This is a genomic window from Labrenzia sp. CP4 (assembly GCF_001579905.1).
In the GTDB taxonomy this organism is placed as follows: domain Bacteria; phylum Pseudomonadota; class Alphaproteobacteria; order Rhizobiales; family Stappiaceae; genus Roseibium; species Roseibium algicola.
Genome location: NZ_CP011927.1, coordinates 1528291 through 1546773, shown reverse-complemented (window position 1 = coordinate 1546773; position 18483 = coordinate 1528291). Strand labels below are relative to the sequence as shown.

Genomic DNA, 18483 nt, shown 5'->3' with positions numbered 1-18483 from the left:
CTGTTCATGGGTTATGCAAAAAACATATTGCGATTGCGGAGTTTCGCTCATGAACGTGGACGGCAAGAAATATCGCACGATCTGGCTGGCGGAAGATGGCGGCTCGGTCGAGATCATCGATCAGACAAGATTTCCGCACACGTTCGAGACCATCCGACTGCATACAATGGAAGACGCTGCCCATGCGATCCGGTTCATGCAGGTGCGCGGCGCGCCTCTGATTGGAGCAACAGCCGCCTACGGCGTCGCGCTGGCCATGCGGACTGACGCTTCAGACGACAATCTCCATGCTGCCTGCTCGTCCCTGCTGGAAACCCGGCCGACAGCGGTCAACTTGCAATGGGCCCTCGACAAGGCGCGTCGGACACTGGTCCGGCTGGCACCTGAAATCCGCGAGGAAGCAGCGTTCAAGCTGGCCAATGACATCTGCGACGAGGACATTGCCATCAACATGGCCATCGGCATGCACGGGATGGAGCTGATTGCCGCGATCTCGCGGCTGAAACGCGCCGGTGAGCCGGTCAACATCCTCACCCATTGCAATGCCGGCTGGCTGGCCACCGTCGACTGGGGCACCGCGACAGCACCAATCTACATGTCCCATGACGGCGGCATTCCCGTTCATGTCTGGGTCGACGAAACCCGACCGCGCAATCAGGGGGCTTTTCTGACCGCCTGGGAGCTCGGTCAGCATGGTGTGCCGCACACGGTGATTGTCGACAATGCCGGCGGACACCTGATGCAGCATGGCGAGGTCGATATCGTCATCACCGGAACAGACCGCACCACGGCCACTGGTGATGTCTGCAACAAGATCGGCACCTATCTGAAGGCACTGGCTGCAAAGGACAACAGCGTGCCCTTCTATGTCGCGCTGCCGTCACCAACCATCGACTTTTCCCTGTCGGACGGCATCCGGCAGATCCCGATCGAGGAACGCGGCGGCGAAGAGGTCAGCCGCATCACCGGCCGCACCAGCGCCGGCGAGATCGAGACTGTAGACATCGTGGCAGACGGATCTCCTGTCGGGAATCCGGCCTTCGACGTTACCCCTGCCCGTCTCGTGACCGGCCTCATCACCGAGCGCGGCGTTCTGGAAGCAAACCGCAAGGCCATCGCAGATGCCTTTCCGGAGCGGGTTCGGGCAACTGCCTAGACGGGTGTGCTTGCGAGCAGGCAGCCCCATTGCTTCGAGACCCCGCTGAGGCGCGTCCTCACTCGATGACAGGCACATGCGGGGCGCGCTTGCGGCCGAGAAGTCCTTGCAGACGCGGGTCTTCGGCAACTTCGATAGCGCGCTTGTAGGGTTTGAAACCGCAGGCCTGGTAAAAGATCAGCGCTTGCGGGCTGTCGCCGGTGCAGGTGTGCACCCAGAGCCGTTTCGTTTCCGGGCGTGACCAGACGATGTCCAGCGCCTGGGCCATCAGCCAGCGGCCAAGTCCGCCACCGATCGCGCCGGGGACCAGACCGAAATAGGAAAGTTCAGGCTCTTCCGGGTTGGCAAAATCCAGCTCCAGCGTACCGACCGGCTTGCCATCGATGATCGGCAGGTAGTTCTCGCGGGCAGGCTCGGCGAGCAACTGCTCCAGCGTCTTGTCGTCATGAACCAGCCGGCCGAACCAGATCCAGTCTTCACCGACCTCCCGGAAAAGCTTGCGATAGCTGTCGAGATCCGGCGTCTGCCACCGCTGCAATGTCACGTCGCTGCGTGATGGCGCAAGAGGCTGTTCAGGTGCCTGAAGCATTTCCAGGAACGTGACCACGAAGGCAACCTTGCCCTCCGGAATATCCGTGTAGCCATCGAGGTTAAGCGCTTGCGTCGACATGAAAACTCCAGAATCTCGCGTGTTTTTCCGGGCTTAACAGCTGGAACGTTTGTCGCCAAGCCGCCCTGTGCACATTGCGCTGATTTAAGGGCTTGTTAACCATCTTCTCACACAGTCTGTTCAGATCTCCAGGAAGGAGCTGCCATGGCAAAGGTCGGAAACTACGTCCAGCGGGACTACCACAAAACTTTCAGCACGAAGCGGCAGTCAACTTGGTCTGACTACAACAAGGCCTGGAACGGGCGCCGTCAGGCGTCGTCGCAGAAAATGCAGCAGCTTCGGAACCTGGCATCCACCTTCGCGACCATCAATACGCAGGCAGCTCAGACAAACACGCTGTTTGTCATGCAGAACCAAGGCCGGCTGGGTGGTTATGCGAACCAGACCGCCGCGATGGCCCGCATCAACGTGCTCGTCTAGATTTTCCCGGATAAACCACTGAGCAAAGGCCCGGGAAAATGATATTTTCTCGAAAAAAGTTACGTAGCGTTTTGTGCAGAAATGCGCGTTAAGAGCTTGTTCATTCCTTCGGGAGCTATGCTGTTTCAGTCTTTTGAAAAGGCAATCGCATGGCTAAGGTCGGCAACTACTTCCAACGAGATTATTCCAAACGTTTCAGCTCCAGTCGCAAGGTGTCCCTGGCCGACTACAACAAGGCCTGGACAAAGCGGCGCCAGACAGCCGCAAAGCGTATCGACCAGCTGAACAACCTCGCTTACGTGATGCAATCGATCAACACGCAGGCCTCTCAGGCCAATTCGCTGTTTGTCCTGCAGAACCAGGGCCGGCTGGGCACATACGCCAGTCAGACCGCTGCCATGGCCAGGATTAACGTGGTCGTCTAGCACACCGGGCATGACATCAGCGGGCGTTCAACAGAGTCTTGTTGAACGCACTGATGATTGCCCCGCCTCAGATCGAACCGATTGTCTTGAGCTTGATCCGCGGGTGAACTTCCGCCTGGCTCATGATCGTCGTATGGGCACGGAAACGCTCGACGATGGAGCGAACGAACGGCCTGGTCTGCGGCGATGTCAGTAACACGGGGACCTCGCCCTGCTGCGCAGCCTGCTCAAACGCATCGCGGACCCTGCCGACGAATTCCTGCAGCTTGCTGGGTTGCATTGCTAGCTGGCGATCGTCCCCCTCGCCGATGATGGACTCCAGGAAAGCCTGCTCCCATTGCGGCGACAGCGCGATCAGCGGCAGATAGCCGCCGGGCGCCAGATTGGCGGCGCAGATCTGCCTGCCAAGACGGGTGCGCACGTGCTCGGCAATGGTGTCCGTGTTGCGGGTCATGCCGGTTGCTTCGGACACGCCTTCCAGAATGGTTCCGAGGTCGCGAACCGAAATCCGCTCGCCCAGGAGGGTTTGCAGCACACGCTGGACACCGGACACGGTGATCTGCGACGGGATCAGGTCCTCGACCAGCTTGGCCTGCTCGCCCTTCAGCTCCTTGAGCAGCTTCTGCACGTCGCCATAGGTCAGGAGTTCGCTGATGTTGGCCTTGATCGTCTCGGTCAGATGTGTGGACAGAACGGTTGCCGGATCCACCACGGTGTAGCCACGCAGGGAAGCATCCTCGCGGTACTGGGCCTCCACCCAGGTTGCCGGCAAGCCGAACGTCGGTTCCGTGGTGTGCGTGCCCGGCAGCTTGACCTGCCCACCGGCCGGATCCATGACCATGAAGTGGTTCGGGTAAAGCACGCCGCGGCCGGCTTCGACTTCCTTCACCTTGATGACGTAATCGTTCGCGCCAAGCTGAATGTTGTCGAGGATGCGCACCGGCGGCATGATCACGCCCATGTCGCCCGCGATCTGGCGGCGCAATGCCTTGATCTGCTCGGTCAGAACATCGTTGTCGCCCGTTGCCTTGCCATTGATCAGCGGCAACAGGGCATAGCCGAGCTCGATCCGCAGTTCGTCCATCTTCAGGGCGTCGGTAATCGGCGGCTCTGGCGGCGGCTTCGGCGCAGCTTCCACGGCCTTGACCATCTCGGCCTTTGCCGCGGCCTTCTTCTTCTTCGACCCGACGGAAAAGGCCAGGTAACCGGCAAGACCTGCAAGACCGAAGAACGGGACCATGGGCATCCCCGGAAGCAGCGCCAGGATCACCATAACCGCGGCCGACATGCCGAGTGCCTTCGGATAGCCGGTGAACTGGCTGGTCAGCGCCTTGTCGGCAGCGCCATGCACACCTGCCTTGGAAACAAGAAGGCCGGCCGCCGTGGAAACGATCAGCGCCGGGATCTGGGAGACAAGGCCATCGCCGATGGTCAGCAGCGTGTAGTTGTTGGCGGCCTCGGTAAAGGTCAGCTCCATCTGTGCAACACCGATGAAGATGCCGCCGAGAATGTTGATGAAGGTGATCAGAAGGCCGGCAATGGCGTCGCCGCGCACGAATTTGGACGCACCGTCCATGGCCCCGAAGAAGGCGCTTTCGTCCTCGAGCGCCTTGCGGCGAGACTTGGCTTCGGCTTCGTCGATGAGGCCTGCGGACAGATCCGCATCGATCGCCATCTGCTTGCCCGGCATGGCATCCAGGGTAAAGCGTGCCGCGACTTCCGCGATACGGCCGGAACCCTTGGTGATGACGACGAAGTTCACGATCACCAGGATCGCGAAGACGATGATCCCGATGACGAAGTTCCCGCCCATGACGAGATTGCCGAAGGACTGAATGACGTTGCCCGCCGCCGCAGTGCCTTCATGCCCGTTTGCCAGGATAAGCCGGGTGGAGGAAATATTGAGCCCCAGCCGCAGCATGGTCGCAATCAGCAGCACTGTCGGGAAGGACGAGAATTCCAGCGGCCGCTGGATGAACAGGCCCGTCATGAGGATCATGACGGAAAAGATGATGGAGACCGCCAGGAACGTGTCCAGCATCACCGGTGGCATCGGCAGGATCAGGAGCGTCAGGATGACGAGAATGCCGGTCGCCAGACCGACGTCACCCCGGCGAAGGGTGTCAAACACCTCCTGAAGGAAGGGGAAAGCGGCTAGGCCGGTAGCCGCGGCGGGCGCAGCCGTCTGCTGCTCCGCTGAGGGGCCTTCCGGTCTGCGCTGTTCGCCTGCCGCCGTGTCCGACATTTGTGGTCTGGTTTCCTGTAACCGCCGCCCGGGTCAATCAACGGACGGGGCCTTTGTTATGGTTCCTGCCGGTGCGCTCAGGCCCGGGCTTCGCCCGGTCCCGGAACGCTTATTCCTTCATCGGTATATTGATTCAGCTTGTTGCGCAGCGTCCGGATTGAAATACCCAGAATTTTTGCAGCATGTGTCCGGTTGCCCAGGCAATGATCCAGCGTGTCGAGAATGAGATCACGCTCGACATCGGCAACCGTGCGTCCGACGAAGGATCGCGTCACGGCTTCGGCCGTCTGCGCCGCACGCTCCGCAGCGCCCTTGGAGACGCTCAGCGGCGAGCCGTCCGGCATGCGGATCGCCTCGACGCCGATTTCACCACCCGAAGCCAGCAGCACCGCGCGGTGCATGGTGTTTTCCAGTTCGCGCACGTTACCCGGCCACGGATTGGACATCAGCGCCTGACGGGCCTCGACGGACAGTGGCCGAACCGGCACACCATTGGCTTCCGAGTAGTGCTTAATGAAGAACAGGGCGAGTTCCATGATGTCCGCCGGCCGCTCGCGAAGAGCCGGCAGCTTCAGGTTCACCACATTGAGGCGGAACAGAAGATCTTCGCGGAAATGGCCCTGACGCACGCTTTCGGCAAGATCCCGGTTGGACGTTGCCAGGATGCGGATATTGACAGGAACCGGGCGCGTGCCGCCGACGCGGTCGATCACACGCTCCTGGATGGCGCGCAGGAGCTTGGCCTGCAGGCGAACGTCCATTTCCGAAATTTCATCAAGCAGCAGCGTGCCGCCATCGGCTTCCTCGAACTTGCCGATCCGACGGGCGACCGCGCCGGTGAAGGCGCCCTTCTCGTGGCCGAAGAGTTCGGATTCCAGAAGATGTTCGGGAATGGCCGCGCAGTTGATCGAGATAAACGGCTTCGAGGCCCGGTTCGAGCATTTGTGCACATGGCGGGCAATGACTTCCTTACCCGTGCCGGATTCACCGGTGATCAGCACCGAGGCATCAGATGGCGCGACCTGTTCGGCAAGCTTGACCACCGATGCCATGGCATCGTCCCGGTAGATCAGGTCGCCGCGTTCCTGGGCAACAGCCGCCAGAACGGCTGCGATCAGCTCCGGATCGGGCGGCAGCGGGATATATTCCTTCGCGCCTGCCCGAATGGCAGACACCGCCGCCTGTGCATCCGTTTCCACGCCGCAGGCCACCACCGGCACATGCACGCGTTCGTTCTGGAGTTTCTGGATCAGCCCGGCAATGTCGAGATGAACCTCGACCATCAGGAGGTCCGCTCCGCGCCCGGACCGAAGCACCCTAAGGGCACCTTCGATATCGTCCGCATGGGTGACCTGGGCCCCGCCCTGCATCGCGATCTTGGAAGCCGTCGTCAGCTGACCGCCGAGCGTTCCGACAATTAACAGCCGCATCCGTTACTTTCCCTATCGATCCGTCTTGATGATTTCAGTCATGGTCACGCCGAGCTTGTCTTCCACCAGGACGACTTCGCCGCGGGCGACCAGCCGGTCGTTCACATAGATATCGATGGCTTCCCCCACCTTCCGGTCGAGTTCCAGAACCGTTCCGGATGCCAGTTTCAACAGGTCCGAGACATGCATTCTGGAGTGCCCCAGAACGGCGGAAATGCGCACGGGAACATCGAACACGGCCTCAAGGTCAGCCGCGGACTGCGGTACATGCATTTCGCCATCGTCGAGCCGGCGCTGCGGCGCCTCGAGCTCGTCGAGCGGGATATTGTGATCTTGCTCGTCGCTCATGCGTCAGTTTCCTTTTCCGCCGACGTGTCGGAGGTTTTGCCTCGTCTTTCCGCACTGCGCCCTCGCAGGTAGGAACGAATGCTGGCATCGATTTCGGCTTCGATCGCCTTGCGGTCGCGTCTGATACCGCCGTCGGCCCACTCGATATGGCAGTCGCCGCGGCCGATTTCCGGCTCGCCGAGGATGACCAGCCGCCCTTCGAAGCCCTTTTCGTGAATGATCGGATCCACCTGGGCCTTCAGCGCCTCGACATCCTTCTCGGCGATACGGATGACGAGATGCGGCGCCTTGCGCAGCGGTCCCAGGCATTCTGACACCAAAGCCACCGTCTCGGCCAGCGGCTGGCGTGCGATCAGATGGGCACACAGACGCCTGGCCACAAGAAAAGCGAGACTGATGGCATCTTTCTCGCGTTCCGCCACCTGCCCGTCCAGGGTCTCCAGCACCCGCGAAACCGCCCCGGCCAGATGATTGACTTCCGCCGTCAGCAAGGTCTCCTGCTTGGTCTGCAGGTCCTGAAGCGCCTTCACCCGGCCTTCCTCGAAAGCCTGGGCCCTTGCCTTCTTCAGCAATTCCTCATGCTGGGCGACCGGAATCATCGGTATCTCCGGCTCGACGGGAGCGACCTCTTCCGGCTCTTCAGGCTCGGAAAAGTCGACGTTGAACAGAAATTTCGATGGGTTGGTCATGCGTCCCATTCTGCTGTAAGTGCCTGCCGTTTGCCGCATCAGTAGATAATTTCATCCTCGCCCTTGGACTTGGAGATCATGATCTCGCCCTTGGCTGCCAGGTCCTTGGCCTTGTTCACCATGCCGGTCTGCGCTTCGTCCACGTCACGCAACCGCACGGGTCCGAGCGCATCCATGTCGTCCTGCAGAAGCTTTGCGGCGCGCGACGACATGTTGCCGAAGAAGAATTCCCTTGCCGTATCCGTGGACCCCTTGAGTGCAATGGCCAGGGCGTCCTTTTCGACGTGCCTGAGCAGTGTCTGTGCACTGGCTGCGTCCAGCTTCAACAGATCGTCGAAGGTGAACATCAGGGTCTTGATGCGGTCGGCAGCTTCGCGGTTGTCCTCTTCCAGGGCTGCCAGGAAGCGGGCTTCGGTCTGCCGATCGAAATTGTTGAAGATCTCCGCCATCATCTCGTGGCTGTCGCGCCGCGAGGTGTTGGTGAGGTTCGACATGAATTCCACGCGCAGCGTCTGCTCCACCTTCTCCAGAACTTCCTTCTGGACGGCATCCATGCGCAGCATGCGGCTGACCACTTCCAGCGCCAGTTCCTCCGGCAGAATGCCCAGCACCCGTGCCGCGTGGTCGGAATTGATCTTCGACAGCACCACAGCGACCGTCTGCGGATATTCGTTCTTCAGATAGTTGGCGAGAACGTTCTCCTGCACATTGGAGAGCTTCTCCCACATGTTACGCCCGGCCGGACCGCGGATTTCCTCCATGATGATGGAGACCTTCTCGCCCGGCAGAAAGCTGGCCAGCAGCCGCTCGGTCGCATCGACGTTCCCTGTCAGTGATCCCTTGGAACTGACGCGGCGCACGAAATCCTTGAACAGGTTCTCCAGCATGTTCGGCGTGACCGGACCGAGGTTGGCCATCGCGGCCGAAACCTGGCGCACCTCGATCTCGTCAAGCTTTGCCCAGATCGGCGCGCCATGGGACTCGCCAAGCGCGAGAAGCAGAACGGCTGCCCGTTCCGCTCCCTTCAGCTCGCGCTCTTCTTCGTCCGCGCTGACCTGCAGCTGTTTCTGGAGTTGATCGCTCACCGTCAGGCCGCCTGTTCATCCAGCCAACCGCGAACGATGGTCACCGCTTCGGTCGGATGGTCCTTGATCATGTCGCCTACCTTGGCAATCGAGCTTGCCTGCATGGCCCCTTCCTGCTTGGCCTGTTCCAGCCATTCGATCACGAATTCGTCTTCAGCCGATTCTTCCTGTGGCACTTCCGTCTCCACCACCAGTGTCCCATCCGGACCGATCATCAGCTCCTGCGGTTGCTTTTCTTCCGGTGTCACGATGCGGCGTAGCAGCGGGCGAACCACGAAGAGCAGCAGCATCACGGCAATCAGGAACAGAACACCCAGCTCGGCAAAACGAATGATGTCGTTGCGGGTGAAATCGAACAGGCTGTCACTTTCAGCCAGCAGGTCGTCCTGCGGCGGCAGGGCGAACTGCAGGTTCACGACTTCCACAACGTCGCCCCGCTCGGCATCGAAACCGACTGCGGAGCGTACCAGAACAGCGATCCGGTCCAGGGTTTCCTGGGCGCGCGGTGTATAGGTGCTGCCGCCATTGCCATCCGGCTGGTAGGTGCCGTCAACCAGCACCGCAACGGACAGACGCTTGATCTTACCAGCTTCGACAACTTCGGTCCGGGTCGAGTGGGAAATCTCGTAGTTGACGATTTCCTCGGTAATGGACGACGTGTCGCGCTCTGCCTGCCCCTGACCAGCATCGGCGTTCGGAAGCTGGTTGGCAACAGTAACCTGCCCGTTCCGGGACACGGCGGAAGAAGCTTCTTCCTTGGACTGGGTCGAACGCACCACCTGCCCGTCCGGATCGAAGGTCTCGGTGGTTTCCGTCAGGCGATTATAGTCGACTTCCGCGTTGACGCGAACCCGTGCCCGTCCAGGGCCGACGACGGAGTTCAGAATTTCCTCGATCTGGTTGCGCAGCCGGCCTTCGACCTCGACAGTCCGCTCCTGCAGCGAATTCGTCATCAGGCCGTCTTCGTCGTTGCCCGCGCCGGAAGCCAGCAGACGGCCGCTTTCGTCGACAATCGAGACGCGGTCGGGCTCAAGTCCGTCAACCGCGGTGGCAACCAGATGCTGGACCGCGCGGATTTCGCCCGGGCCGAGAGCACCACGAACGTTCAGCACGATGGACGCGGACGGCGGACGGCGGTCTCTCTGGAACAGCTGACGCTCCGGGATAACCAGGTGAACGCGGGCGGCGCGGATGCGGTCGAGGGAGCCGATCGTGCGTGACAGCTCGCCTTCCATGGCGCGCAGGTGATTGATGTTCTGAACGAAGCTGGTGGCGCCGAGAGTGTCTGAACGGTCGAAGATCTCGTAGCCGATAGAGCCGCCGGTCGGCAGGCCCTCAGCGGCAAGCTGCATGCGCAGGCGGGCGACCTGCTCGTTCGGAACAAGAATCGAGGCACCCTGACGGGCGATCTCGAATTGCACGCCCTGGCTTTCCAGCTGGGAAACGATCGATGCGGAATCCTCAAGGGTCAACTCATTGTAGAGTGTCGTCATCTGGGGTGCCGTCACCCGAAAGATGATGAAGGCGAAGACGCCGACGAGGATGGCGGCAACTGCCCCCATTGCAGCAATGCGTGCCGCCCCCAAGGTTCTGATGAATTCTACAAGTCCGTTCACGAATGCCCGCCCGCATTTGAAACATGCCCCTGCCGTTATTATTGGAGTCGGCTGGGCACGCCACACCTTCGATGGGCAAAATTTGCCGCCCAGGTGGTTAACAAGTGGTTAACAAAACCTTTCCAATAGGGGCGGATCGGCGGGTTTCCGCCATTTCGATCAATGCAAACTGCAACTGAGGTGGGGAAAAACTGCCTACCTCATTAATTTTTGGATAAGTTCCGTACGGACAGCAAGACAAATAAAAAAGGCCGGCAGTGCCGACCTTTTGATTGCGCCCCACCGGCGCATTGCAGAAACCGTGTTCCGGGTCAATTTCGATATTGCTGGACCCGGGTCGCTCGAAGCCCGGCAAGACCGTGCTTTTCAATCGAGCTTTGCCAGGAGAGAAACTCCTCAACTGTCAGAGTGTATCTCTGGCACGCTTCTTCAAGGGACAACAAGCCACCGCGAACTGCGGCGACCACCTCTGCCTTGCGGCGGATGACCCACCGCTTTGTCGAAGTCGGAGGCAGGTCCGCAATGGTAAGCGGGCTCCCGTCCGGTCCGATGACATATTTTACACGCGAACGAATGTGTTCGGTCATTGTACTCTCACACTAACCATGACCAAGGCTGATTTGAGACTACAAGATGACGCTTAACAAACGCCTAAAGCAAAATTGTGTTTTTATTAACTATAAAATCTAAATTTAGTGAATGATATTTAGGATTTCGCAAAGATAAAGGGTCCAATTCTAAATAGTATTATATGAAATCGTTAACCATATTTACCTGACCGTGCAATTTGCAAGGCAATTCGATTAACCTGAAAATTGCACCCCTCCTCCGGCCACACTTCATTCTTGTTTTTTGTGCCGGCAAATGTCCCGCGGATTACCCTCAGCCCGTTGAAACATCTAGAAAACGCGAAAAACCGCCCCGGAGGCATCCGGAGCGGTTTTCAAAAAATTTGTTTGTGTGGCTGATCAGGACGGCCGGGCGACCGATACCACGGAACTGACCGGAAACTCCTGGCTGCCAACCTTCAGCACCGCTTCGCCGCTCGACCAGTCCACGCTGTCGACGATGCCCGATACGGTCGTCTTGACGGTTTCCGGCCGGCTGGAGGCGTCCTTCACATTAAAGGAGATGGTGTAGAGCCCGTTCACGGCCTGCTGGCCGGAATCAGTCTGCCCGTTCCAGTAGAAGGTGCCGTCGCCTGCTGCCAGCTCGATGTCACCGCTATAGACGATGGACCCGCTGGTGTTGCGGATCTCGAAGGTGCCAGTCGCATCTTCCGCCACATTATAGCTCCAGCTGGCCTGACTGCCCGACAGGGTCGTCGTGGAAGCATCAGCAGTCACTTCATTGCCGATATAGCTGACGTAACTCATGCTCTGGTTGCTCGTCAGCGAGGCAATGATTTCTTCAAGGTTCTGGTTCTGCTTGATGGCCTGCTCGACGCTCGAATACTGAACCAGCTGATTGGTGTATTCGGCCGAGTCCAGCGGATCCAGCGGATCCTGGTTCTGGATCTGCGTCGTCAGGATGCTCAGGAACAGTTCGTAATCGGCGATGAGGCCGGCCTGGCTGGTTGCCGAGCCGGTCTGCGACGATGCAGAGGAAGTTGGAGAAACGGTTGTCATTTTTTCACTCCTGAGGCAGCAACTCGCCCCGTTACACTTTCATGTCCAGGCCGCCGCGCTGTTCCGCGATGGTCATTCTGACAATGTCTTCAAGCATCGGATCGGCTTCCGCGGAAACCGTGCCTCCGCCACCATTCGAGGCCGGCTGCTGTCCATCCCCTCCCTGTTCGGAGCCGAACTGCTGGCCGCCGTCCTGTCTCAGGGAGAATTGCAGGTTGTCTGAATCCGGGTTGAGCCCTGCCGCTTCCAGCGCGCGCTCCAGGCCGCGCTGATCACGCAGGAACATGTCCAGCGTCTCCGGCCGGTCGACACGCAGATGGGCCTGGACCTTGCCGTCGTGAGAAACCTTCATCTCAACCTCGACCCGGCCGAGCTCCGGCGGGTCGAAACGCATCTGGAAACGGGTCTGACCATCCTTCAGATTGCGCGCAATCTCTGCGGCCACCTGGGTAGCCACCTGGCCGGACTGGCTCTGGCTGGGCGCCTGCAGGCTCTCGGTCCGCATAGCCCCTGCCAGATCGCCGCCGCGTACCGTTGCCGCACCGAACTCGCCGGAAATGCTGGTGTGCTGCAACTCAGCAGGCATATCGGCTTCGTCAGCCGCAATATTCGACAGCGCCGCAGCAGCGACAGGACCAGCCAGGGCCGCTCCGCGCGGCTCAGGTCCCGTTTGCTCCGCGCCCTTGGCAGCAGGTCCGGCAGCAGCATCTTGCGTATTGCCTGCCCCCTGCGGACCGGTAGCCTCACCCGTGACCGGCTTGACGAGACCCGTACCTTCCTCGGCAACAGGCTCACCAGCCAGCAACTGTTCGGACGACACCGGCTGCGGCGTTGCCTGAACCGGCTGCTGAACAGGAACGGCACCCGCATTCACGGCGGCAGCAACCTGCGTGGTGGCCGCACTCATCGCGGTTCCTGCCTGTGCGCTCGCCTCACCCGTTTGCGTGTTCGCCGTTACCGGCTGGGCTGACGTCTCGCCATCCACCACGAGTGCGGCAGGCACTGCAGGAACCTGCGTGCTTTCAGATGCCGCTGCAGCCTTGGCGACAGCCGAGACAGACGCAGCAACAGTTCCGGCAGGCGTTGCCGCGGCAACCTGGAGACCAGGCGCTTCACCAGCCCCTTGCCCCGGCGCCTGACCGCCAACCACCGCGCCGGCCGGCACACTTGCCTGGACAGGCAACGTCACGGCCGGCTGCTGGCCGGCTGGCTGAGCAGCGGGCGTTACCGACGCCCGGAATTCTTTCGGCAGCTCACTCTGCCAGCGGCGCTCTGTCGTGACAGGCGCTGGCCGGGTAACTGCCACCTGCGCCTCCGCCGCTTTAGCAGGTACTGTCTGTCCGGCTGCTTCAGGCTGCGCGGCACCTGCCTCAACACCGTTCAACGCGCCGGCAAAGTTCGGTGCCGTAGCCGGCGCAGAACCTCCGGAACCGGCACCGGCTCCGGCATCTGCCGCGGGAACAGGCGCCGCCCCGTTCGCGGCACCAGCTGAAGGCACCGCTGGAACGTTGCCTGCAAGACCTGCGCTTCCCGAAAGAGCTGCACCGGACACGCCCGCATCGGCAGTGGCAGGCGTGGCAGCCGCGCCTTCGCCAGCAGGAGCCGGAACAACAGGTGCAACAGAAGCGACCGGCGCAAATTCCGCAGCCAGGGCAACGTCGGCGGTTTGCGCTGCCTCATCACCTTCAGAGGGCAGCAGACCCTGATCCGTATCACCGGGTTGCCCCGCGTTGAGCGGCGGAGTGCCGGCCACGATATCGCCGGAAAGAAGAGGATCGGTAACCGGGACCGTCGGATCCACCGCAATGGTGGGCGCAAGTTCGCCTGTCACCACGGAGGTCTGGATCTGCGCGGCAACCACCCCCGGCTTCACCGGCTCGGCCGCCCGGCCGACCTTGGCGGAAACCACGGCACTGACCTGACCCTTGTCTGGCCCTGCGCCCTTCGCGGCGCCCTGCCCCGAGATCGAGCTCAGCTCGTCGGCAAATCCGTTTGCCTTGCCCCCAACAGAGGAAGCAGCCGCACCTGCAGAAGCCTGCCCGCCAGCAAGTGCGCTGCCCGCACCCGCTGCCAGCGCCCCGGCAGAAACATCCGTTGTCAGTCCAAATGGCAGCACGCTTGCCCCCAGATCCCGGCCCGCACCGGCGGGCATATTTCGTCACCGGAATAGAAAGCAAACATCGGGCCAAACGTTAAACCCTGTAAAACCTCTTGATTTTACTCATTTTTTTCAAAGACGACGCGAAACTCCCTCGGGTTTTGGGCGGCAAGCTTTGCCGGTCCGGCAAAGCGTGCCTGCCATGCGGGGGAAGCAATTGGCAGCCGCTCTCCTTATCTGTATAGTGCCGCCAACTTTGAATAGGGCCCTTGATCGCCGCCCGCCCGGCAGGGCGTGGAAGGCTCGGGACGGACAACCGCCCCGCCTGCGCGATCGGCCAAAAACTTCTGGAAGTACACTGGATGCGAAACAGTCTGGATCTGCCCGGCCGCCCGGAAGACACTCGTGTTGTCGTCGCCATGTCCGGCGGGGTCGACAGCTCGGTCGTGGCCGCCCTGATGAAGGCCGAAGGCTACGACGTCATCGGCGTCACCCTGCAGCTTTATGATCACGGCGCCGCCGTCAGCAAGGCAAAGTCCTGCTGCGCGGGCGTCGACATTCATGATGCCCGCCGTGCGGCCGAAACCATCGGCATTCCCCATTACGTGCTGGATTATGAAAGCCGGTTCAAGGAACAGGTCATGGACCGTTTCGCCGACAGCTACATCGCCGGCGAAACCCCGATCCCCTGCGTCTCCTGCAACCAGACGGTCAAGTTCACCGATCTCCTGAAGACCGCGAAGGATCTTGGCGCCGATGCACTGGCAACCGGCCACTATGTCCGCTCCGCCCAGCAGGGCAACAAGCGCGCGCTTTTCCGCCCGGCCGATCTTGACCGCGACCAGAGCTATTTCCTGTTCGCCACCACGCAGGACCAGCTCGATTTCATCCGCTTTCCGCTTGGCGGCATGCCCAAGTCGAAAGTGCGTGAGCTTGCAGCCGAATTCGGCCTGACCGTCGCCAACAAGCCGGACAGCCAGGACATCTGCTTCGTGCCCAACGGCGATTATGCCGAGGTCATCCGCAAGCTGCGCCCCAATGCGGCCGAACCGGGCCAGATCGTCCATATGGACGGCCGTGTGCTGGGTGAGCATGACGGCATCATCCACTACACCATCGGCCAGCGCCGCGGCCTTGGCGTTGCCACGGGCGATCCGCTCTATGTGGTGCGCCTCGACCCGGACGAGCGCCGTGTCGTCGTCGGCCCGCGTGAGGCACTGGCGACCCGCACCATCCTGCTGCGCGAAATGAACTGGATCGGCGATCAGCCGCTGGACGAAGGCGACGAGATCGAGCTCTTCGCCAAGGTCCGCTCCACCCGCCCGCCGGCACCGGCAACCTTGCGCATCCTGAACGGCAAGGCGTTCGTGGATCTTGCCAACGGCGAAACCGGCGTTGCCCCGGGCCAGGCCTGCGTCTTCTTTGATACGGATGACGAAACAGCCCGTGTTCTGGGCGGTGGCTGGATCCACAAGACCGAACGCACGGGCGACTGGGCGATCGATTTTCCACAGGTCAAAGCCCCGGTTTCCGCGGCCTGAGGCCAGACAAAAAACTTTGCGGCCGGACGCCAATTCAACGCTTGACGCCCGCCCGCCGCCTCACTATAAGCACCCACGTCGCGCGGGCCACCCAGGCCCGGATCGCACGGGATGGCGGAGTAGCTCAGCCGGTTAGAGCAGCGGAATCATAATCCGCGTGTCGGGGGTTCGAGTCCCTCCTCCGCTACCAACATCTTGCAACGAGATCTCCGTACCGTAGTCGCAACATGATCGCAGGCTAACTCTGCTTGCGGCCAGCAAGAGCACAAAAGCAATTTCTCACCTACTTGTAGCCAAAGCTCGCAGCCAATGGCTTGGTTTCAACGCCCGCCAAATTGATCACACCCCATTTTTTCACCAGGGGCCACAAACGTCTTAGGTGGGACTGTCAGGAAACAGGCTGCTCGTGACGGATGATCCGAGCGAAACAGTCATTCATCTGTCTCGGCGGCGCAGGCGATTTCGGCCCATAGCGGTCATTGCCATGCTCATCGACAATCGTCCGTTTATTGTCTTTCGAACTTGCCAGATGAAATTCGCTCTTGGTTAAAAGCCCGACGACGAAGAATGAAACATATGCAATTATCAGGAAGATGATTTTGACGCCGTAAGGCTGCTTCATCGTCAATCTGGAAGACTGCAAAATGGCAGGCAATCTATACCTCTACCCTCAGCAACCATGTACGTTTTTCCGTCGATTTCCACCCCAAGGAAAGATGCTGCATTCCACCAATAACCGGCACCACCACCTTCTCTGGCGGCATCGCATTGTTTTCCCAGATACAGAACTGTACCGTCCGTAAGCGTAACCGATGCTCCGTGCTCATTGCATTTAACGATTTCCTCGGCTTGCGCCGAGGTTGCGACGACAAGGGCTGCCAACAAAATGATTTTTCGCATATCAAGTTTCCAAATGAATAATCTCGAACACCCATAGGTATCTTGACCATCTGTGTTCAACAACGGTGACATTAAAGCCAATCATGTGATGCAGGCTACATAAAGTAAGCTCATCCGCAAGCTAAGATTTTTTAAAGTGCTGATGCAAGCCTTAAGAGGAACAGATATTATTGCTTCCGCTGCCGGAACATTCGGCAACATCGACTTTAGTTTTCAGAAAATGACTTTCTTGGAGAAGACATGAAAATTTCAAAAACTCTGATCTCATTTTTATTGTTTTTTGTTGGTTTTCAGTTTCCGGCTGTTTCGCAGACGGTAAGTCCCATTGCTCCCGTTCCGGGTGATCCGCTGATCGATTATCAGATAGACAACTGTGAAGGCACAAGAGGCTTTGGCTGGCTCAGATATGAGCCCGCCGGATTACTGCGCCTTAGCGATCTCTGTTTGAATGAAGAAACCGGAACAGCCATTGCTGCCGAGACCTTGTATGACCTCGAGTTGACGGCGAAGAGCAGAAACGGCCGTAAGTTTGAAGACCTCGCCTCTGGTGCAAATGAGTATCAAAGGGATCGTATTGAGATCACTGGAGATCAAAATGCGCCGAATTGCACTCAAGACAACGTTGAAAGTTTCCAGTTCTGGGCAAACGGCTCTTCGGTGAAACTGGTGCCGGGCCAACGAACTGCCTGGATTAATGGGTACACCATTCCTGTAACAAGTCCGGCCCCGATGAAGCCGAAGGCTCAACTCTTGCTCGGGATCCGGAACATAACCCAAGCGGACACCGGTTCGAACACTTTCCCCAATGGGCTCATCACAAACGGTTTTGGAGACATTTACGGTGACGCGTCTTTCACCGGCGCCGATGGCTCAGTATCCCTAATCGAAGGCGCTGGATACAACTACGGAGAAGCTCGGGGCGAACTGTCTGTCAAGTTTTCAGGCAATGGTGAGTTCACGATTAGCGGTTCCTTCACTGCCAAGAACCAGCGACTTAAGGGCCATGAAGCCAACGAAATGATCCAAATCTACGGCGATATTGTTCATTTTCGCGGACATGTTCTGGGATCCGGCGGCGAGCAACTTCTTGGGCACGGCATCGTACGAGGTGAGCTTCTGGATGCCAGCGGAAGAACTCATAGCTACCGGTCAACCGCTTACATTATCAGCTGCATGTCTTTTGAGTGATTTCACAGGAGAAGTTTAATGCGAATATTTCTGTTTATTTTTTTTCTGGTTCTTCCAGCATCCGTCCAGGCCGACGGGTTGGGCTTCATGACACCCTCGAAAAATATTTACTGTAACGGAGGAGTAACTGGCGGCGGTCATTTGTACTGCACGATTATCAATCGCAGCGGCCCCACACCTCTTCCGAAGCCCGCTTCATGCAATGGATACTGGGGACACGAGTTCTACATAGAGGCATTCGGCCAAGTGAAATTGCTTTGTAGCCAACGACCTGAAACCGTGGACTACACAGACATCGCTCACTACGGAGTGGCAGGGGAATTCGGAAGCGTGAACTGCCGCTCGGAAAAAACCGGGTTTACATGCACCAATGCTGACGGCCACGGGTTCTTTTTGTCCCGCCGGAAACAACTCGTATTTTGATTGAAAGATATTTTGGGGGAGGATTTGAATGTGATGAAAACCTTGTACGCTCTCTCTCTGTTGTATGTAGCGTCTGTTCCCGTTAGCAGCGCCCAAGCCGGGCAAGTTGAATCCGCATGGGAAGTGTTCACTCAAAAATGTCAGCAGTTTCTCGATAATCCCAATGGGTTTTTAGATCGGTCGGACAGAAATATTCCAAATTGGAAATGGATTATCCGCAAGGAACCAAACACCGGTTTCTTTGAGTATTTCTCAGTTCCTCCCGGAGAGAAAATGCAATTTTCAGCGATAAGGCATGCAGGCGTAGAGAATGATTTTCTGCACTGCTCACTCTCGGTAGTTTCAGAAAGGCCGGGGTTAGCCGAAACGATCTCCAGACATCTTTCAACTCTTCCTGATGTTCAGCAAGTTGGCGGCGTTATCGACTTTCCGAATGAATTAGGAATGTCAAACGATCTAAAACGATATTATTCAACATCGATCCGAACTTCCCTCGTCGGTGTTTTTGATAGTCAGAATGTCTCCACCCAGGTTCGTGTCGATGATCTCGGCGGTTACTATTTTGAGGTTTATGCAGTTCGCCCCTCCGAATGAGGCAGAAGGAGTTGTTGATTTGAAGTG

The 18483-nt window shown here is 59.0% G+C and carries 19 protein-coding genes and 1 tRNA gene; 8 read left to right on the top strand and 12 right to left on the bottom strand.

The annotated features are described in order from the left end of the window. Positions 1–49: 49 nt before the first annotated feature. Positions 50–1156 carry an S-methyl-5-thioribose-1-phosphate isomerase gene (gene mtnA, locus ACP90_RS07095; RefSeq protein WP_062487584.1) on the top strand — a complete coding sequence of 369 codons (1107 nt, stop codon included), beginning with the start codon at positions 50–52 and terminating at the stop codon, positions 1154–1156. 58 nt (positions 1157–1214) lie between these two features. Here mtnA and ACP90_RS07090 read toward each other — a convergent pair whose 3' ends face one another. After that, positions 1215–1826 carry a GNAT family N-acetyltransferase gene (locus ACP90_RS07090; RefSeq protein WP_062487583.1) on the bottom strand — a complete coding sequence of 204 codons (612 nt, stop codon included), beginning with the start codon at positions 1824–1826 and terminating at the stop codon, positions 1215–1217. Between the two features lie 144 nt (positions 1827–1970). On the opposite strand from ACP90_RS07090, the gene ACP90_RS07085 reads away from it, so the two are divergent. Together ACP90_RS07085 and ACP90_RS07080 are read left to right on the top strand one after the other, a co-directional pair. Continuing rightward, positions 1971–2246, top strand: a complete 276-nt coding sequence (locus tag ACP90_RS07085) for a hypothetical protein (protein ID WP_062487580.1) — start codon at positions 1971–1973, stop codon at positions 2244–2246. A gap of 149 nt (positions 2247–2395) precedes the next feature. Next, on the top strand, positions 2396–2671 hold the full coding sequence (locus ACP90_RS07080) for a hypothetical protein (RefSeq protein ID WP_022998150.1): 276 nt from the start codon (positions 2396–2398) through the stop codon (positions 2669–2671). A 67-nt stretch (positions 2672–2738) separates the two neighbouring features. Here ACP90_RS07080 and flhA read toward each other — a convergent pair whose 3' ends face one another. The 9 genes from flhA to ACP90_RS07035 all read right to left on the bottom strand — a co-directional run bounded on the left by flhA (position 2739) and on the right by ACP90_RS07035 (position 13864). Beyond that, positions 2739–4916, bottom strand: coding sequence for a flagellar biosynthesis protein FlhA (gene flhA, locus ACP90_RS07075; RefSeq protein ID WP_062487578.1), 2178 nt, complete (start codon positions 4914–4916; stop codon positions 2739–2741). Between the two features lie 77 nt (positions 4917–4993). Next, the gene (locus ACP90_RS07070; RefSeq protein WP_062487576.1) at positions 4994–6346 is read right to left on the bottom strand and encodes a sigma-54 dependent transcriptional regulator; all 1353 of its coding nucleotides are present in this window, start codon (positions 6344–6346) and stop codon (positions 4994–4996) included. A 12-nt stretch (positions 6347–6358) separates the two neighbouring features. Further along, positions 6359–6694: a flagellar motor switch protein FliN gene (fliN, locus tag ACP90_RS07065; protein WP_022998153.1), complete on the bottom strand. Its 336-nt coding sequence runs from the start codon at positions 6692–6694 to the stop codon at positions 6359–6361. Next, on the bottom strand, positions 6691–7383 hold the full coding sequence (locus tag ACP90_RS07060; RefSeq protein WP_208984228.1) for a FliH/SctL family protein: 693 nt from the start codon (positions 7381–7383) through the stop codon (positions 6691–6693). Before ACP90_RS07060 ends, fliN begins: the two co-directional genes overlap by 4 nt. 38 nt (positions 7384–7421) lie before the next feature. Then, on the bottom strand, positions 7422–8468 hold the full coding sequence (gene fliG, locus ACP90_RS07055; protein WP_022998155.1) for a flagellar motor switch protein FliG: 1047 nt from the start codon (positions 8466–8468) through the stop codon (positions 7422–7424). 2 nt (positions 8469–8470) lie between these two features. After that, the gene (gene fliF, locus ACP90_RS07050; RefSeq protein ID WP_031268276.1) at positions 8471–10084 is read right to left on the bottom strand and encodes a flagellar basal-body MS-ring/collar protein FliF; all 1614 of its coding nucleotides are present in this window, start codon (positions 10082–10084) and stop codon (positions 8471–8473) included. Between the two features lie 311 nt (positions 10085–10395). Then, complete coding sequence (locus tag ACP90_RS07045; RefSeq protein ID WP_022998157.1) at positions 10396–10671, bottom strand: DUF1153 domain-containing protein; 276 nt, start codon at positions 10669–10671, stop codon at positions 10396–10398. Positions 10672–11052: 381 nt separating this feature from the next. Then, positions 11053–11712 (bottom strand): flagellar hook capping FlgD N-terminal domain-containing protein, encoded by a 660-nt coding sequence (locus ACP90_RS07040; RefSeq protein ID WP_022998158.1) that lies wholly within the window; start codon positions 11710–11712, stop codon positions 11053–11055. Between the two features lie 31 nt (positions 11713–11743). Further along, positions 11744–13864: a flagellar hook-length control protein FliK gene (locus ACP90_RS07035; protein ID WP_062487574.1), complete on the bottom strand. Its 2121-nt coding sequence runs from the start codon at positions 13862–13864 to the stop codon at positions 11744–11746. A 308-nt stretch (positions 13865–14172) separates the two neighbouring features. On the opposite strand from ACP90_RS07035, the gene mnmA reads away from it, so the two are divergent. Together mnmA and ACP90_RS07025 are read left to right on the top strand one after the other, a co-directional pair. After that, positions 14173–15351: a tRNA 2-thiouridine(34) synthase MnmA gene (mnmA, locus tag ACP90_RS07030; protein ID WP_035909942.1), complete on the top strand. Its 1179-nt coding sequence runs from the start codon at positions 14173–14175 to the stop codon at positions 15349–15351. A 113-nt stretch (positions 15352–15464) separates the two neighbouring features. Beyond that, positions 15465–15541, top strand: a tRNA-Met gene (locus ACP90_RS07025). A gap of 198 nt (positions 15542–15739) precedes the next feature. On the opposite strand, the gene ACP90_RS07020 is transcribed toward ACP90_RS07025, so the two are convergent. Beyond that, positions 15740–15973 carry a hypothetical protein gene (locus ACP90_RS07020; RefSeq protein WP_062487572.1) on the bottom strand — a complete coding sequence of 78 codons (234 nt, stop codon included), beginning with the start codon at positions 15971–15973 and terminating at the stop codon, positions 15740–15742. Positions 15974–15975: 2 nt separating this feature from the next. Next, positions 15976–16251: a hypothetical protein gene (locus ACP90_RS07015; protein ID WP_062487570.1), complete on the bottom strand. Its 276-nt coding sequence runs from the start codon at positions 16249–16251 to the stop codon at positions 15976–15978. A 240-nt stretch (positions 16252–16491) separates the two neighbouring features. Between ACP90_RS07015 and ACP90_RS07010 the strand changes: the two genes are divergently transcribed. From ACP90_RS07010 to ACP90_RS07000, 3 genes are read left to right on the top strand one after another with little or no spacing between them, the layout of a single operon-like run. After that, positions 16492–17439, top strand: coding sequence for a hypothetical protein (locus ACP90_RS07010; protein WP_062487568.1), 948 nt, complete (start codon positions 16492–16494; stop codon positions 17437–17439). 18 nt (positions 17440–17457) lie between these two features. Next, positions 17458–17862 carry a DUF6636 domain-containing protein gene (locus tag ACP90_RS28885; protein ID WP_062487566.1) on the top strand — a complete coding sequence of 135 codons (405 nt, stop codon included), beginning with the start codon at positions 17458–17460 and terminating at the stop codon, positions 17860–17862. Between the two features lie 33 nt (positions 17863–17895). Then, positions 17896–18456: a hypothetical protein gene (locus ACP90_RS07000; RefSeq protein WP_145915722.1), complete on the top strand. Its 561-nt coding sequence runs from the start codon at positions 17896–17898 to the stop codon at positions 18454–18456. The last annotated feature ends 27 nt before the right edge of the window (positions 18457–18483 follow it).

What these genes read in the sequence shown, in the direction of transcription:
- ACP90_RS07020 (WP_062487572.1), bottom strand. Translation starts at nt 15,973, where the DNA reads ATGAAGCAGCCTTACGGCGTCAAAATCATCTTCCTGATAATTGCATAT.
- ACP90_RS07090 (WP_062487583.1), bottom strand. Translation starts at nt 1,826, where the DNA reads ATGTCGACGCAAGCGCTTAACCTCGATGGCTACACGGATATTCCGGAG.
- mnmA (WP_035909942.1), top strand. Translation starts at nt 14,173, where the DNA reads ATGCGAAACAGTCTGGATCTGCCCGGCCGCCCGGAAGACACTCGTGTT.
- ACP90_RS07000 (WP_145915722.1), top strand. Translation starts at nt 17,896, where the DNA reads ATGAAAACCTTGTACGCTCTCTCTCTGTTGTATGTAGCGTCTGTTCCC.
- flhA (WP_062487578.1), bottom strand. Translation starts at nt 4,916, where the DNA reads ATGTCGGACACGGCGGCAGGCGAACAGCGCAGACCGGAAGGCCCCTCA.
- ACP90_RS07045 (WP_022998157.1), bottom strand. Translation starts at nt 10,671, where the DNA reads ATGACCGAACACATTCGTTCGCGTGTAAAATATGTCATCGGACCGGAC.
- ACP90_RS28885 (WP_062487566.1), top strand. Translation starts at nt 17,458, where the DNA reads ATGCGAATATTTCTGTTTATTTTTTTTCTGGTTCTTCCAGCATCCGTC.
- ACP90_RS07070 (WP_062487576.1), bottom strand. Translation starts at nt 6,346, where the DNA reads ATGCGGCTGTTAATTGTCGGAACGCTCGGCGGTCAGCTGACGACGGCT.
- mtnA (WP_062487584.1), top strand. Translation starts at nt 50, where the DNA reads ATGAACGTGGACGGCAAGAAATATCGCACGATCTGGCTGGCGGAAGAT.
- ACP90_RS07085 (WP_062487580.1), top strand. Translation starts at nt 1,971, where the DNA reads ATGGCAAAGGTCGGAAACTACGTCCAGCGGGACTACCACAAAACTTTC.
- ACP90_RS07015 (WP_062487570.1), bottom strand. Translation starts at nt 16,251, where the DNA reads ATGCGAAAAATCATTTTGTTGGCAGCCCTTGTCGTCGCAACCTCGGCG.
- ACP90_RS07080 (WP_022998150.1), top strand. Translation starts at nt 2,396, where the DNA reads ATGGCTAAGGTCGGCAACTACTTCCAACGAGATTATTCCAAACGTTTC.
- ACP90_RS07060 (WP_208984228.1), bottom strand. Translation starts at nt 7,383, where the DNA reads ATGACCAACCCATCGAAATTTCTGTTCAACGTCGACTTTTCCGAGCCT.
- ACP90_RS07040 (WP_022998158.1), bottom strand. Translation starts at nt 11,712, where the DNA reads ATGACAACCGTTTCTCCAACTTCCTCTGCATCGTCGCAGACCGGCTCG.
- ACP90_RS07035 (WP_062487574.1), bottom strand. Translation starts at nt 13,864, where the DNA reads ATGCCCGCCGGTGCGGGCCGGGATCTGGGGGCAAGCGTGCTGCCATTT.
- ACP90_RS07010 (WP_062487568.1), top strand. Translation starts at nt 16,492, where the DNA reads ATGAAAATTTCAAAAACTCTGATCTCATTTTTATTGTTTTTTGTTGGT.
- fliN (WP_022998153.1), bottom strand. Translation starts at nt 6,694, where the DNA reads ATGAGCGACGAGCAAGATCACAATATCCCGCTCGACGAGCTCGAGGCG.